A 16,026-nucleotide genomic window follows, 5' to 3' on the forward strand; every position below is an offset into this window, starting at 1 on the left:
CCTCTACGGCCGCGGTCACCGGCGGTGCCGGCGGCAATGGCGGGCAGGGCAGCGCCGGCGGTGCCGGCGGTGCCGGTGGAGTGGTCGTCTCGAACGGAACGGGAGTCACCATCGGCGGCCATGGCGGCGGCGGTGGCGTCGGGAACGGCGCCATCGGTGGGGTCGGCGGGGCCGGCGGCAGCGTGCAGCTGCAGAATGCCGCCTCTACGGCCGCGGTCACCGGCGGCGACGGCGGCACCGGCGGAAACGGCACCTCCGGCGGTGCCGGTGGGGCCGGTGGGGTGGTCGTCACGAACGGAACGGGAGCCACCGGCGGCGGCCATGGCGGGGCCGGCGGTACCGGCAGCACCGGCGTCGGCGGCGCCGGCGGGGCCGGCGGTGGCGTGGCTGTTCAGAATGCTGCCTCTTCGGCCATCGTCACGGGCGGCGGCGGTGGCATCGGCGGGGACGGCGCCTCCGGCGGAGCGGGTGGCGCCGGTGGGCAGGTACTCACCAACGGCACGGGAACCGTCAAAGCCGGCGTGGGTGGCGACGGCGGCAACGGCACTACCGGTGTGGGTGGTGCCGGCGGGGCCGGCGGTGGCGTGGCCATCCAGAGTGCGTCCTCGTCGGTCGCCGTCACGGGCGGCGTGGGTGGTCATGGCGGCAACGGCGCCTCCGGTGGTGCCGGCGGCATCGGCGGGGCCGTCCTCACCAACGGAACGGGCAACACCACCGGCGGCCACGGTGGTGCCGGCGGCACCGGCACCAGTGGCGTCGGTGGGGCGGGTGGCAACGGCGGTGGCGTGGCCATCCAGAGCACCTCCTCCTCGGCGACCGGCACCGGCGGCGACGGTGGCGACGGTGGAAACGGCGGCTCCGGTGGTGCCGGTGGGACCGGTGGGGCGGTCCAAACCAACGGAACGGGCAACACGACCGGCGGCCATGGGGGCGCCGGTGGCACCGGCAGCAGCGGTGTCGGTGGGGCCGGTGGCAACGGCGGTGGCGTGGCCATCCAGAGCACCTCCTCCGGCACCGGCACCGGCGGCGATGGCGGCAAGGGCGGTAACGGCAGTTCTGGCGGGGCCGGTGGCGCCGGCGGGTCGGTCATCACGAACGGAACGGGAGTGACCACCGGCGGCCACGGCGGGGCGGGCGGCGACGGCAGCCTCGGCGTCGGCGGGGTCGGTGGGACCGGCGGCGGCGTGACCATCCAGACCACTTCCTCCGCAGCCGTCGGCACCGGGGGCGATGGGGGCGCCGGAGGAAACGGCTCCTCCGGCGGCGCCGGTGGGACCGGTGGTGCGGTCGTGACGAACGGATTCGGGAACGTCGACGGCGGCCACGGCGGCGCCGGTGGCACCGGCACCCTCGGAGTCGGTGGGGCCGGCGGCGACGGCGGTGACGTGACCATCCAGACCGCCACCTCGTCGGCCGTCGGCACCGGCGGCGCCGCTGGCAAGGGCGGGACGGGCGCGTCCGGTGGCGCCGGTGGTATCGGTGGGCAGGCCGTCACGAACGGATTCGGAAACGTCGACGGCGGCCGTGGCGGTGACGGCGGCGCGGCCACGAACGGCGTCGGCGGCACCGGCGGGGCCGGCGGACTTGCGGCAATCACGTCTACCTTCTCCGCGGCTACCGCCACCGGCGGCAACGGTGGGGACGGTGGGACCGGTGCACCCGGCGGTCCTGGTGGGGACGGTGGAACGGCCACGACCCAGGGAATCGGAACCGCCACCCCCGGCAATCCCGGTAACCCCGGCTAATGGCGGCATTGGCGGGCCTCAACGGCCGTCCGTTCGCCCGGTCGGCGCCTGGAGAGCCGGTTTCTATTCAACACGCGTATACCGACGGGTATGGTCTGACTTCGTGATCGAGCTAGATGGCGTAGCAAAGGCTTTCGGCGGAAAAATACACGCATTGCAGGACGTGAGTTTTTTCGTTCCGACGGGGTCGGTGTGCGCCCTGCTCGGTCACAACGGCGCCGGCAAGTCCACCGCGATCAAGATCCTCTCGACGTTGCTGCGCCCCACTTCCGGCCGAGCCATCGTGGCCGGGCACGACGTCGTCCGGGAGCCGGCGCGGGTGCGGGCAAGCATCGGGAGCATCGGGCAGCTGGCCGCGCTCGATTTCGAGCTCACCGGCCGGGAGAATTTGGTGCTGTTCGGCCGGCTGCGGGGCATGCGGCGCAAAGAGGCGCGGCTGCGCGCCGACGCACTGATCGATGAGTTCGATATGTCGCACGCCGCCGACCGTCCGGTGCACACCTATTCCGGTGGCATGGTGCGCCGCATCGACATCGCAGCCGGACTGATGGTTCCACCCGAAGTGCTCTTCCTCGACGAGCCGACCACCGGGCTGGACCCCCGCAGTCGCCGGGATGTGTGGAACCTGGTGTCGTCCCTGTCATCGCAGGGCGTCACGATCCTGCTCACGACCCAATATCTCGAAGAAGCCGACGTGCTCAGCGACTCGATCGTCGTTCTGAACAAGGGTTGCGTCGTCGCCAACGGGACCGCCGAAGACCTCAAGCGCCGCGTCGGCTTGGGCTATTGCACGGTGAGTCCGGTGAATCCGGCCGACCTGGCCAAGATCCTGGAGGCGGTCGCCGACCTCGAGGGCGCCGAAGCCGATTACGAGGCCAACACCGTGTCGGTGCTCTCGCCCGACGGTGTCGCGACGCTCGGCGAGGTGTTCCGCCGGGTGGACCGGCTTGGCGTTGAGCTACTCGACATAGCGCTGCGCAAGCCGTCCCTGGACGAAGCCTTCCTGCACCTCACGGCGAAAGTCACCACGTGACCGCGCTTGCCGCTCTCACCGAGCGTGCCGTGCAGAACGCGATGCGCAATGATCTGATATTCGCGGCGGTGTCGCCAGCCCTGAACTTCGTCGTCTTCAACTTCATGTTGGGCAACGTGATCGACACCGGCGGCATGGGCTACCCCCAATACGTCCTGCCGGTCGTCGTCATCCAGGTGATCTTTCTCGGTGCCCTGACGACCATCGACCGTGCCGCCCAAGACGAGCGGAGCGACTTCGCGGATCGGCTCCGCACGCTTCCCATCTCCGCGGTCACACCGCTGATGGCCCGCATGTCCTATTGCCTGTTCCGCGGCGCCGTCGGCCTGTTCGCCGCGATCGCCATCGGATACGCGTTCGGCTTCCGGATGTTCGGCGGGTTGGTCTATGCCGCCGCCTTCGCCGTCCTCGTTCTCGTGTTGACGCTCGCGCTATCGCTCGCCGCCGATGCGGCCGGCGTTCTGTCCGTAGCCTCGCAAGGCCGGTTCGCGAGCAGCGGGGTGTTGGACCAGTTGCTCCTGGTCCCCCAGATGCTGCTGGTCATGCTGTCCACCGGGATGGCGCCGGCCGATTCGTTCCCCGATTGGCTGCATCCGTTCGTGCGCAACCAGCCGGTTTCGCAGGTGACGCAAACCCTGCGCGGATTCACCACCGGCCATGTCGTGGCGAGCAATCTGGCGACCAGCCTGGCGTGGTGTCTTGGGCTGCTGGTGGTGTTCGGTGCCGTTGCGGTGCGGGTTCAGGGTCGGCCGCAATGACCGCGCACGCTCCGCCGCGGACTTCCCTGGCCGGCGAAACTCTGCTGTTCGCAAGTCATTTGCTCACCCGGTGGCGGCGCCAGCCGATGGTGCTGATCCAGGCTCTGGTGTTCCCGACCTTTCTGCTGATCGCCTACAAACTGTTGGTAGGCAAGTCGATAATCAGGATCACCGGCACCGAAAGCCTCTACGGCCTCGTGCCGATGTGTGCCGTCGCCGGTGCGATGTTCGGAGCGCTCGCGACCGGCCGCCGCCTGTGGATCGACCGCGACAGCGGCCTGATCGGACGACTGTGGGTGTTTCCCGTACACCGGGCTAGCGCGCTGACCGGCCGGCTGCTCGCCGAGGCCGCGCGCACGCTGGTAAGTGCCTCGCTGATCACGGCGGTCGGTGTCGGGCTCGGGCTTCGCTTCAAGAGCTGGCTCGGTGTCATCCCGTTCGTCCTGGTGCCGGTGCTCGTAGTTGTGGTCTTCTCGATGGCGGTGATCGCCATCGCGGTGCGGGCCAGGACCGGTTCCGCGCTCATGTGGCTGGGGGTGCCGGCCACCGGCGCGGTGTTCGCCAGCTCCGGTGTCATACCGACCCAAACGCTGCCTGCGTGGGTACGGCTGGAGATTCGCGTTCAACCGCTGTGGGCAACGATCGAGTCGATGCGGGGACTTGCCCAAGGGGGTCCCGTGCTGTGGCCGCTCCTGGTGACCCTTGTGTGGTGCCTCGGCTTGGCCGCGCTGCTCGGGCCGCTGGCCGTCCGCGGTTACCGCGCCGCGGCCGAATCCGGACACTGACGCAACGAAAGGTCAAGACGCGCAATGAAATTCGCGCTGGCGTGCTATGGGGCGCGCGGCGATGTCGAGCCGTCCGTCGTCGTGGGCCGTGAGCTGGTGCGCCGGGGACACGACGTGCGCATGGCCGTTCCCCCCAACCTCGTTGGCTTCGCCGAGGGGGCCGGAGTTGCGGCCGTCGGCTACGGTCTGGACTCCCGGATCATCATGGACGTGCAGCGCGACTACTGGACGCTGTTATTTCGGAAGCCTTGGAGGATGCAGGAACTGGACAGGCTGGGACGCGAAATCTCGGAGATCGTGGCGCAGTGCTGGACTGAGGAAGCGTTCAATACGCTGACGTCGCTGGCGGACGGCGCCGACCTGATCATCTCCGGCTACGGTTTCGAGCAGTTTCCCTTCAACGTCGCTGAGTACTACGACGTTCCGTTCGCCATGCTGCATTGGTTCCCGATCCGGGCCAATGGGAAAGTCATGCCACTGCTGCCGGCGCCGTTGGGCCGCGCCGCGATGCGCGGGTACGAGCGACTGACGTGGGGCGGCCCGGCGAAGAAAGCTGAGGACGAGCAACGGCGGCTACTCGGCCTGCCTGCTGCGACGCGGCCCTGGCCGCGCCGGATCGAAGAGCGCGGATCCCTTGAAATCCAGGGCTACGACCGGCTTTTCATTCCCGGGCTGGAGGCCGAGTGGGCGAAATGGGATGGCAAACGCCCCCTCGTCGGCACGCTGACGTTGGGGTTTTCCCAGGACGCCGACGACGAGGTCCTGTCTTGGATCGCGGCGGGTACACCGCCGATCTGCTTCGCCTTCGGCAGTCTCGCGGTCGAATCCGCGGCCTCCGTGCTGGCCATGATCGCCGCGGCTTGCGCGCGGCTGGGCGAGCGGGCGCTGGTTTGCGCCGGCGTCAGCGACTTCAGCGACATCCACGAGTTCGACCACGTCAAGGTGGTGGGTGCGGTGAATTACGAGGCGATTTTTCCGGCCTGCCGCGCGGTCGTGCATCACGGCGGCGCGGCCACCACGGCTACGTGCCTGCGCTCGGGAGTCCCGCAGGTGGTGCTCTGGACGTTCTACGACCAGCCATTGGAGGGGGCGGCGCTCAAACGGTTGGGGGTGGGCACTTCTCGGCGCCTTTCGACCACCACCGAGGACACACTGGTCAAAGACCTACGCCGGATCCTCGCCCCGCAATATCTCAGCCGGGCCCGCGAGCTTGCCCCACGGATGACCAAACCTGCGGAAAGCGTCGCGGCTGCCACCGATCTTGTCGAGAATTTCGCCCGCTTGCAGCGGGTTGGGTGATCAAACGGGTGCGGGCGCTAGGAATGCCAATGCGGGTGCAGGTTTTGCACGATTCCGAGCGTCGGATGGCGACGATTTGGCTCCACAATTCCGGGTGCGAAAACGCCGTTTTCGAAGAGGTATGGTCCAAGCTGTGATTGAGGCTTCCGTCCAGGCTGTGCTGCGGGAACGCGCGAGTTCCCAGCCCGACGACCTGGCGTTCACGTTTGTCGATTACGAGCAGGACTGGGAGGGCGTTGCGGAACGCCTGACGTGGTCGCAGCTGTATCGCCGGACGCTCAATCTCGCAACGGCACTCGAAGGTTGCGGGTCAGTGGGTGATCGGGTGGTGATCGCGGCGCCGCAGGGACTCGGGTACGTCGTCGGCTTCCTCGGCGCGTTGCAAGCCGGTCGCATCGCGGTCCCGCTGTCGGTTCCGCTGGGTGGCGTCACCGACGAGCGGTTCATTTCGGTCCTGAGCGACGCGTCGCCGTCGGTGATCCTCACGACCTCCTCGGTCGCGGGCAACATCGCGGAGTACCTCAAGTCCAAGCCGGTCGAATCCGCGCCATCGGTCATCGAGGTCGATCTGCTGGAGCTGGACTCCGAAAACGGTTCTCCTGCCGAGGTCGAGAGTCACCCCGAGATCGCGTACTTGCAGTACACGTCCGGGTCGACCCGCGCTCCGAAGGGCGTCGAGATCTCGCACCAAAACATCTTCGCCAACTTCGGGCAGATCAACGCGGACATCTTCGGCGGGGCCGCCCCGCCGGACACCACGATGGTCTCCTGGCTGCCCTTCTATCACGACATGGGTTTGTATCTGGCAATTATATTTCCGGTCCTGGCGGGGTTTCCCGCCCTGGTGACCAGCCCGGTGTCCTTCCTGCAACGACCCGCCCGGTGGGTGCAAGCGCTGGCGAGCAACAGTCACGCGTTCTCGGCGGCGCCGAACTTCGCGTTCGAATTGGCGGCGCGAAAAACGTCAGACGAGGACATGTCCGGGCTAGATCTCGGCAACGTGCTCGGCATCCTCAACGGCAGTGAGCGGGTGCAGCCCACGACGCTGCAACGCTTCGCGGAGCGGTTCGCCCGTTTCAACTTTCATGACCGCATGCTGCGGCCCGCGTACGGAATGGCGGAAGCAACCGTCTACATCGCGACGCGCGAAGCGGGCCAGTCGCCGGAAGTCGTTCACTTCGAGTCCGAGAAGCTGACCGCCGGCCACGCGAAGCGATGCACCAGCGACGGCGGTACACCCCTGGTCAGTTACGGCGTGCCAAGGTCGCCGGCGGTGCGCATCGTCGACCCCGACACCAGCACCGAGTGTTCGGCGGGAACCGTCGGTGAGATCTGGGTGCAAGGTGGCAATGTCGCGCAAGGGTATTGGGGGAATCCGCCGGGCACCGAAGGCATGTTCGGGGCGACCCTGGTCGGTGCGTCGGCCGGCACATCCGAAGGCCCGTGGCTGCGGACCGGCGATCTGGGCTTCTTCTCCGACGGCGAGCTGTTCATCCTCGGCCGCATCAAGGACCTCTTGATCATCTACGGGCGCAACCATTCTCCCGACGACATCGAGGCGACGATCCAGGAGGTCACCCGAGGCCGGTGCGTGGCGATCGGGGTTTCGGATGACAGCGGCGTCGAGCAGCTGGTCGCCATCGCCGAACTCAAGAATGCGGACTCCGACGAGGCCGCGACGCAGCGGATGGGCGTCCTAAGGCGTGAAGTCACCACGGCGATATCGAAGGCGCACGGTCTGGGCGTGGCGGATCTCGTTCTGGTGCCGCCTGGTTCGATTCCCATCACCACGAGCGGCAAGGTCAGGCGACGGGACTGCGTACAGCTGTATCTGCGCGACGAGTTCACCCGCTTAGACGGGTCGATCCGCCGACTCGAGCAGCCCAAGGTCGAGGACGCCGACGCGGGCGTCGGCGCCGACTCCGGATGGACGCAACGCTTGCGCACGCTTCGCCGCCAACAGCAGACGCTCCGCCGCCAAGAGCACGACCTGCTGCTGGAGGTGGTGCGCTCGCAGGCGGCGGCGGTGTTGGGGCGTCCCAGCCTTGACGACATTGACCCCGAATCCGCGTTCGGGGACTTGGGTTTCGACTCGGTGAAGGCGACGCAGTTGTTGGATCGGCTCAGGACCGAAACCGAGCTGCCGTTGCCGCCCACGCTGGCGTTCGATTACCCGACCCCCGACGAGTTGGCCACCCACCTGGGCGGGTTGTTGGATGGGTCCGTCGTGGCGGCTCCCGCGGTGGAATCGCGGGTGGGGGTGGACGAGCCGATTGCCGTGGTGGGCATGGCGTGTCGGTTCCCGGGTGGGGTGGATTCGCCGGCGGCGTTGTGGGATTTGGTGGCCAGCGGCACCGACGCCGTCGGGGCGTTTCCGGCCGACCGGGGTTGGAATTTGGGGGAGTTGTTCGATCCGGATCCCGATGCGGTGGGCAAGACCTACACCCGCGCGGGTGGGTTCTTGGCCGAGGCGGCGGAGTTCGACGCCGAGTTCTTCGGCATCTCCGCACGCGAGGCGCTGACGATGGATCCGCAGCAGCGGCTGCTGCTGGAGGTGTGCTGGGAAGCGTTGGAAACAGCGCGGATTGATCCGGCCGGTCTGGTCGGTTCGGAGACGGGGGTGTTCGTCGGGGCTTGGTCACAGGCTTATGGTGCGGGCGGTTCGGAGGGGCTCGAGGGTTACGCGCTGACGGGTTTGTCGACGAGCGTGGCCTCGGGGCGGGTCGCTTACGCGCTGGGGTTGCAGGGTCCGGCGATCACGATTGATACGGCGTGTTCGTCGTCGTTGGTGGCCACGCATTTGGCGTGTCAGTCGCTGCGCAATGGGGAGTCTTCTTTGGCGTTGGCCGGAGGGGTGACGGTGATGACCACGCCGTCGGTGTTCACCGAGTTCGCCCGCCAGCGCGGATTGGCCGCCGACGGGCGCTGTAAAGCCTTCTCCGCCAACGCCGATGGCACCGGCTGGGGCGAGGGTGCGGCGGTGCTGGTGCTGGAGCGGCTCAGCGATGCGCGGCGCAATAACCACCCGGTGCTGGCGGTGATCGCGGGCTCGGCGATCAACCAGGACGGCGCCTCCAACGGATTGACCGCCCCGAACGGGCCCTCCCAACAACGCGTCATCACCCAGGCCGCGGCCAACGCGGGCATCGGGCTCGATCAGGTCGATGTGGTCGAGGCGCACGGCACCGGCACCACGTTGGGCGATCCCATCGAGGCCGGCGCGCTGATCGCCACCTATGGTGCGGCCCGCTCGGCGGATCACCCGCTGTGGGTGGGCTCGATCAAATCCAATATCGGACACACCCAGGCCGCCGCCGGGGCGGCGGGGCTGATCAAGATGATCGAGGCCCTGCGCAACGACAGCTTGCCGCCGACGTTGAATGTGGAGGCCCCGAGCCCGCATGTGGATTGGTCGGCGGGAACGGTGCGGCTGTTGACCGAGGCGACACCGTGGCCGCAGGCCGATCATCCGCGCACCGCGGCGGTGTCCTCGTTCGGGATCAGCGGCACCAACGCGCACGTGATCGTGCGGCAAGCCCCCGACGCGCCGGTGGAGGCTGAAGCCCCAACCGAGGGTGTCGAGTTGGGGGTGGGGTTGTGGCCGGTGTCGGCGCGCACGCCCGCAGCGTTGCGCGCGCAGGCCGACCGGCTGCACGACTACCTGCTTGGTCACCCGGAGCTGGATCTGACCGATGTGGCCTACAGCCTGGCCACCACCCGCACCCACCACCCATATCGGGCGGTAATCACCGCCGCCGCGCGTGACGACATCTTGGCCGGCCTGGCGGCGTTGCGTGAGGGCCAGCCCCACCCCCAGCTGACCCAGCACCACTATTTGGCTCACTTGCGGGGCAAGACCGTGTTCGTGTTGCCCGGGCAGGGTGGCCAGCACCCGGGAATGGGCCGCGAACTGTATGAGCGGCATCGGGTGTTCGCGGCGATGGTCGATGACTGCGACGAGGCATTGCGCCCGTTCACCGGCTGGTCGGTGCGCGACGTCTTGCTGGAGGTCCCCGGCGCCGCAGGGTTGGAGCGGGTCGATGTGGTTCAGCCGGTGTTGTTCACCTTGATGGTGTCGCTGGCCGAGGTACTCGCCCATTACGGCATCGTCCCGGACGCGGTGATCGGTCACTCCCAGGGCGAGATCGCCGCCGCCTACCTGGCCGGGGTGTTCACCCTGCCCGAGGCGGCCAAGATCGTGGCCCGGCGCAGCCAAGCCCTGGGCGCCCTGTGCGGGGGCGGGGCGATGGCCTCGGTGCTGCTGGCCGCCGACCAACTCGAACCCCTGCTGGCGCCGTGGGGGCCGGCACTGAGCATCTCTGCGATCAACGGGCCCATCCATACCCTGATCAGTGGCGAGCCCGCCGCGCTGGAACAGTTCGCCGAAAAGTGTGAGCGCGACGGCATCCAGATCCGGGCCATCGCGGTCGATTACGCCTCGCACTGCGCCCAAGTCGAAGCGGTGCGCGAGCGCCTGCTGGCCGACCTCGGTGAGCTCAACCCGGCCCTGGCCGGCATCCCGCTGTATTCGACCGTGGGACAAGCGGTTTCGCCCGAGCCGCTGGATACGACCACGATGGACGCCGACTACTGGTATCGCAACCTGCGCGAACCGGTGCACTTTCATGACCGGGTGACCGCCCGGCTGGCCGCCAGCGAGTGCACCTTCGTGGAGCTGTCTCCACATCCGGTGTTGGCGCCCGCGCTGGCCGACACGCTGGCCCAAACGCCGGCCCGTACCCAATCCGCGGTCGTCATCACCCTGCACCGCGACCGGCCCGACCACGACAGCCTGGCCATGGCACTGGCGCAGTTGCACACTCACGGCCACAGCCCCTCATGGCCGACCCTCTTCCCGCACGCCCGCACCGTCCCACTGCCCACCTACCCCTTCGACCACCGCCGCTACTGGCTCGCCCCAGCTCCCACCGGCAACGCCGCGCCACTCGCCGCCCCGGCCGACTGGGACGCCGGCCAGGAACAGACCAGCCCCGGCACGCTGGCCGCCACGTTGGCCGCCCAGACCCCTGAGCAACGGCTTGACACCCTCACCGCGATGGTCACCGCTGCCGCCGCCGCCGTGTTGGCCCATCCCGATCCCGCCGGACTCGATCCAGACGGGCTCTTCAAGGATCTCGGCGTCGACTCGTTGACAGCCATGGAGTTACGCAACACCCTCAGCCGACACACCGGCCTGGCCCTGCCCGCAACGCTGGCCTTCGACCATCCCACGCCGGCGAGGCTCGCCGGCCACCTGGCCGACCTGCTCAACGACACCGCTGCGGGCGCGGCACCGGCGGTTACGGTCAGCGCGCATAACCACCAGCCGGTGGACAACAGGCTCGCACACGTGGATCAAGCGGTATTTCTCATGATGCGAGCGGTTCACGGCACGCAGGTCCAGTTCATCTGGGTCTACGACCGCGGCGTGAATATCGGTGGGCTGCAGCGTTTTCAGCGCAACCTTGGCCGCGGGTTGTTGGGACGCAGGGTCGAACGTTCCCCGATACCGTTCGCGCGCGATCACTGGGTGATGGCTCCGGCCCCGGAGGAGCTCGACATCGCCGCAACGCCCCGGCGGCGCGCCGACGTGAGCGCCTGGGCGGACGAGCGGGTGCGCCTACCGGTCGACCCGGAGTGGGGACCCGGCTGGCATCTCGGCGTGCTTCCGCTCGAGGGCGGCGGGGCCGCGATAAGCCTCGTGGTTTCGCACACGATCGTCGACGGGATCGGGTTGGTCCAGGCAATAGCCGACGCCGCCGAGGGCAGGACCCACGATCTGGGCTATCCGCCCGCGCGATCGCGCACCGTCGGACGCGCCTTTCGTGAGGATCTCGGGCAAACCGTCAAAGAGCTGCCCGACATCGCGCACGCCTTGGTTGCCACGGCCCGGAGGGCTTGGCCCGACCGCAAGGAATTCGCATCGTCGATCAAGGCGGCGCCGTCGTCCCCGAAGGCGACAGGCGGCGATCAGGCGGTGGAGGTGCCTGCCCTGACCGCTTACATCGATCCGGCGGAGTGGGATGCGCGCGCGAAAAGCCTTAATGTGAGCAGTAACTCGCTGGTGGCGGGAATCGCGTGCAGGCTCGCGGTGCGGGTGGGGCGGGTCCGGGACGACGGAACCGTCACCCTCCGATTTCCGGTATCGCTTCGCACCGAAGGCGATACCCGCGGCAACGCGCTCACGGTGGTCGACGTCGCGGTCGACCCGACGCACGCGACCACGGACCTCAGGGACACGCAGGCCAAGATCTCCCGAGCAATTCTGGCGGGGATGGAAAACCCCGACGAAGAATTCTTGGCGACATTCCCGCTCGCAGCGATGGTTCCGAAGCGGCTGAACCGGAGATTGGCAGGCATGGCTGCGGGCGGTGCCAGCCTTCCGGTGACGGTCTCCAATTTCGGTGACCTGTCCGCGGCGGTGAACCGGCCCGACGGCAGCGATGCCGACTATGCGTACATGCGCTCCTACGAGCCCGACATCAAGAAAAGCACCCTCGAGCACATCGGCGGACAACTGTTCGTCGGTTCGGGGCGGGGCAATGGGAAGATCTTCATCAGGATCTCCGCATATGTTCTCGGCCGGGAAAATACTAAAGATGAGCTGCGGGAGATCATTTCGCGTACCTTCGCCGAATTCGATCTGACCCCACAGATCGATAGCTGATTTCGCCAACCTAGCAGCTTGTTGAACACGCGTGTGATAATCCTCGCTTGGTGACCTCTCAACAGTCCGACAGCGTCAGACCCACCGAAGAGACGCAGAGTCGGCCCTCCGCACAACCGCGATTTCGCCCCGACATCGAGGGCTTGCGTGCCGTTGCGGTGTTGGCCGTCGTCCTCTTCCACGCGGCGGTGCCCGGCCTCAACGGTGGGTTCGTCGGCGTCGACGTGTTCTTCGTCATTTCGGGCTTCCTCATCACCGGGCTGCTGTGGCGCGAGGCGAATGCCAGCGGCAAGGTCCGGCTCGGCGGCTTCTACGGGGCCCGGGCCCGCCGACTGTTGCCGGCATCGGCCACGGTCGGCGTGATCACCGCGATCGGGTCGTTTCTCCTCCTACCGCCATTGCAGGTCGGCAGCGTCCTGCGGGACGGCATCGCCAGCGCGTTGTATGTCAGCAACTACTGGTTCATCAACGGAAGCGTCAACTACTTCGGCAGCCACCGGCCGCCGTCGCCGTTCCAGCACTACTGGTCGTTGGGTGTCGAGGAGCAGTTCTACCTGGTGTGGCCGGCGCTGATCATCGGCACGGCCTTGGTCATCCGACTGGTGGGTCGGCGCAGCAGGGTCCAGGCCACCGCCTCGAAACGCCCCTATCTGGTGGTCCTCGCGCTGGTCGCGCTCCTGTCCTTGGCGCTGTCGCTGGTGGACACTCTCTGGTTGCCTCCCGTGGCGTTCTATTCCTTGCCGACCCGGGCCTGGCAGTTGGCGGTCGGCGGCCTGGTCGCCCTCACCGCCGATCAATGGCGCCGACTGGCGCCACGAGCTGCCGCGCCGGCCGGATGGGTCGGGCTGGCCCTGATCCTGTTGGCCTGCACCTGGTTGGGCCCGACGACGCCGTATCCGGGCATCGCGGCGCTGTTGCCCGTGCTGGGCGCGGCGCTGGTGATCGGCGCCGGCTGTGCGGTCCCGTCGCAGGGGTGCGGCCGCATCCTGGCAGTGTCGCCGATGCGAGCGATCGGCCGGATTTCCTACTCGTGGTATCTGTGGCACTGGCCTGTGCTGGTACTGGCACCGGCTTTGCTGGGCCACCCGTTGGGCCTGGCCGCCAGGTTGGCGGCGGCCGTGTTCTCCGGCGGGTTGGCGGTGCTCACCCTGCGCTTTATCGAGAACCCGCTGCGATTCGCTGCTCCGATACGCCGGTCGGCGGTGGCCAGTCTCGCGCTGGGCGGCGCGGCCACCGCGGTTGCGGTGTCCGTGGGCCTGGTGCTGCTGGAGCATGTCCCGACCCCGGTCGGGCGTGGCGCGGCGGTCGCGCCGCTGACCATCACCGCGGCGTCGGTTCCCGCTGGATCCAACATCGACGCCTACGACGCGGCGGTGCGGCAAGCGTTCGGCCAAGTGCAGGCGGCAGTCGCGGCGTCGGCGGACCTCAAAGCAGTCCCGTCGAACCTGAGCCCGCCCTTCGCGACGTCCGAAGATTTGTTGTTCAACGGCTGCCTGCGCAACATTGCCGAAGTCGGACAGCCCGAGTGCGCGACCGGCGATACCGCCTCGACGACAACAGTCGCCCTGGTCGGCGACTCGAACGCCGCGATGTGGAATCCGGCGTTCCAGCAGATCGCGCCGCAGCGGCACTGGCGGCTGGAGATGCTGGCCAAGGGGGCGTGTCCGTTGATGGACCTGCCCAGCACCAACCCGCTGCAGCGGATGGCCGAGCGATATTCACACTGCGAGCAGTGGCGTGGTCAAATCATCGCCCGGTTGCGTGCCGAGCGTCCACGGCTGGTTGTGCTCAGCATGTGGCGGGGCTACCGCGCCGACACCGATCGGCTGCTCGGCGTCGACGCTTTCGGCCCGGGCTGGCTCGACAGCCTGACCCGTCTGGTGGCGCAGCTGCGCGGTATCGGCACCAAGGTGCTCGTGCTCGGGCCGATCCCGGATCCGCAGTCCGAGGTGCCCATCTGCCTGTCCGGGCATCTCGATGACGCGGCGGCCTGCTCGCCGCCCACGTCGTCCGCGGTCAACGAAACCGGCATCGCGGCCGAGTCCGCCGCCACCAAAGCCGGCGGCGGACAGTACGCCGACCTCACCGAGCTGTTCTGCACCAAGGTCCGCTGCCCGGTCATCGTCGGCAACACCCTCGTGTACCAGGACTGGCGTCACGTGACGCACGAATACTCCCGGGTGTTGGCACCGGTAATCGGGGCCCTGGCCGACCGTTCGCTCGCCGACGGCTGAGACGTCAGGTGGCGAAATGCGCCTGGTTGACGTGCGCCGCCACCCGCAAGGCGTTGGCCGCGACCGTCAGGCTGGGATTCAAACCGGCGCTGGACGGGAAGAACGAGGTGTCCACGACGTAGAGGTTGTCCACTTCGTGCGCCCGGTTTTGCGGGTCCAGCACGCTGGTTTTCGGATCGGTGCCGAAGCGGCAGGTGCCGCAGACGTGGCCCAGGTTCGCGTTGTCTTTGCCGGTGCCCAGGGTGAGATTGCGGAACGGCTGCAACACCTCTTTGAGCTGCCGCACAAACGCCGCGCGGCGCTCGAGCTCGCCGGGGTGTAACCGGTACCGAAGCCGCAGCCGCTGGCGATCGTCCGCGCCGGGCCGATCGGGTGGCAGGACCCGGTTGTCCAAATACGGCAGGTCCTCCATGATCCCGGCCAGCACCAGCCCGCCGGTGACGAACCGCTGATACATCCGGCGTCCCGCAAGGCTGGTCGCGCGCAGCGCCTTCCCCCGCAAGCCGGGGCGGTTGCTCAGCCACTCCAGCGGCGGTATCTCACCGAACGACTGCACGGTGCCGTACTTCTGCCCATCGAAGAAATAGAAGTCGTTCAGCCCGATTTCCTTGTTCGGCGTCGTGATCGTGCGTTTCGGGTTTGGCCAGATCTCGATGGGCTCGAGCAGGTGGCGCATCAGGTTGCGGCCCACCCAGTCCGAGCCGTTGGCCAGTCCGCGCGGCCACTCGCCGCACCGGGAGTTGAGCAACAACAGCGGGGTGGCCAGCGCGCCGGCGGCCAGCACCACGACCTTGCCTTTCAACGCCAGCATGTCGGAGCGATGCTGGGCGATCACTCGCTGCACCTGGCTGCTGTCCGCCTCCAGGCGCACGACCCGGCATTCGGTCAGTAGCTGGGCGCCGTGCTCGGTAATCGCGGGAAGCAGGCCGTTTCGGGCGGCGTCGTTCTTGCACGAGCGGGGACAGAGATACGTCTGGCAGGTCGCGCAGCCCTCGGTGTAGTCGCAGGCCATCGGCAGGTGGTAGGGGTGCAAGCCGCGCCCCGCCAGATAGTTGACCAGCGGCTGGTTGTCGGGCGAAAACGGCGGGGCCGCAGGCAAACCCACGCCGGCGGCCTCGGGTCGCAGCGGGTCGGGCGCGCCGCGGACCCCCAGCAGTTTTTCGGCCTCGGCGTACCACGGACTCAGCTGGTCGTAGGTGATCGGCCAGGCCTCGGGGACGGTGGAATCCCCGGGGTCGCGGAAGTTTTGCCGCGGGGTGAAGTCCTGGGCGAAGAATCGCTCGCAGACCATGCCGTACAGGGCCGAGGACCCGCCGGTGCCGCTGCCGATGAACGGCACGAACCGCTTCGGGCGTCTGCCGCTGATGTCTTCGATCTCGTCGGTGGTCCGTCCGCCGCGGGCCAACGCGTCGTAGTAGGCCTCCGCGGAACGGACCGCGCCCGGTTCGGCCAATTCGGGCATGGCGGCGCGAATCGTTCCGGGGGTTCCGGGCAGTGTGGAGCGG

The 16,026-nt window shown here is 68.3% G+C and carries 7 protein-coding genes and 1 pseudogene; 7 read left to right on the forward strand and 1 reads right to left on the reverse strand.

Features of this window, described 5'->3' with window-relative positions:
- The 7 genes and pseudogenes from N415_RS33150 to N415_RS27400 form a co-directional block, all read left to right on the forward strand.
- Positions 1–1,745 (forward strand): annotated as a pseudogene (locus N415_RS33150) (PE family protein); the annotation flags it as partial.
- Positions 1,746–1,848: 103 nt separating this feature from the next.
- The gene (locus tag N415_RS27375; RefSeq protein ID WP_068188516.1) at positions 1,849–2,778 is read left to right on the forward strand and encodes a daunorubicin/doxorubicin resistance ABC transporter ATP-binding protein DrrA; all 930 of its coding nucleotides are present in this window, start codon (positions 1,849–1,851) and stop codon (positions 2,776–2,778) included.
- Positions 2,775–3,536 (forward strand): ABC transporter, encoded by a 762-nt coding sequence (locus N415_RS33000; RefSeq protein WP_068188518.1) that lies wholly within the window; start codon positions 2,775–2,777, stop codon positions 3,534–3,536. The genes N415_RS27375 and N415_RS33000 overlap by 4 nt, the downstream gene beginning before the upstream one ends.
- Positions 3,533–4,321 carry an ABC transporter permease gene (locus N415_RS33005; protein WP_068188521.1) on the forward strand — a complete coding sequence of 263 codons (789 nt, stop codon included), beginning with the start codon at positions 3,533–3,535 and terminating at the stop codon, positions 4,319–4,321. Before N415_RS33000 ends, N415_RS33005 begins: the two co-directional genes overlap by 4 nt.
- Before the next feature lie 24 nt (positions 4,322–4,345).
- Positions 4,346–5,620, forward strand: a complete 1,275-nt coding sequence (locus tag N415_RS27390; RefSeq protein ID WP_068188523.1) for a glycosyltransferase — start codon at positions 4,346–4,348, stop codon at positions 5,618–5,620.
- 133 nt (positions 5,621–5,753) lie between these two features.
- Positions 5,754–12,287: a type I polyketide synthase gene (locus tag N415_RS27395; RefSeq protein ID WP_068188527.1), complete on the forward strand. Its 6,534-nt coding sequence runs from the start codon at positions 5,754–5,756 to the stop codon at positions 12,285–12,287.
- Positions 12,288–12,421: 134 nt separating this feature from the next.
- A complete protein-coding gene (locus tag N415_RS27400; protein ID WP_239645718.1) occupies positions 12,422–14,521 on the forward strand; it encodes an acyltransferase family protein in 2,100 nt (699 codons plus the stop codon).
- Between the two features lie 4 nt (positions 14,522–14,525).
- Here N415_RS27400 and N415_RS27405 read toward each other — a convergent pair.
- A partial coding sequence (locus N415_RS27405; RefSeq protein WP_068188534.1) for a GMC family oxidoreductase occupies positions 14,526–16,026 on the reverse strand: 1,501 nt, incomplete at its 5' end.

The sequence above is a fragment of the Mycobacterium sp. UM_CSW genome (assembly GCF_000455205.1).
Lineage (GTDB): Bacteria > Actinomycetota > Actinomycetes > Mycobacteriales > Mycobacteriaceae > Mycobacterium.

Bases quoted from the DNA above. Each gene is read 5' to 3' on its own strand.
- N415_RS33005 (WP_068188521.1), top strand. From the start codon at position 3,533: ATGACCGCGCACGCTCCGCCGCGGACTTCCCTGGCCGGCGAAACTCTG.
- N415_RS27390 (WP_068188523.1), top strand. From the start codon at position 4,346: ATGAAATTCGCGCTGGCGTGCTATGGGGCGCGCGGCGATGTCGAGCCG.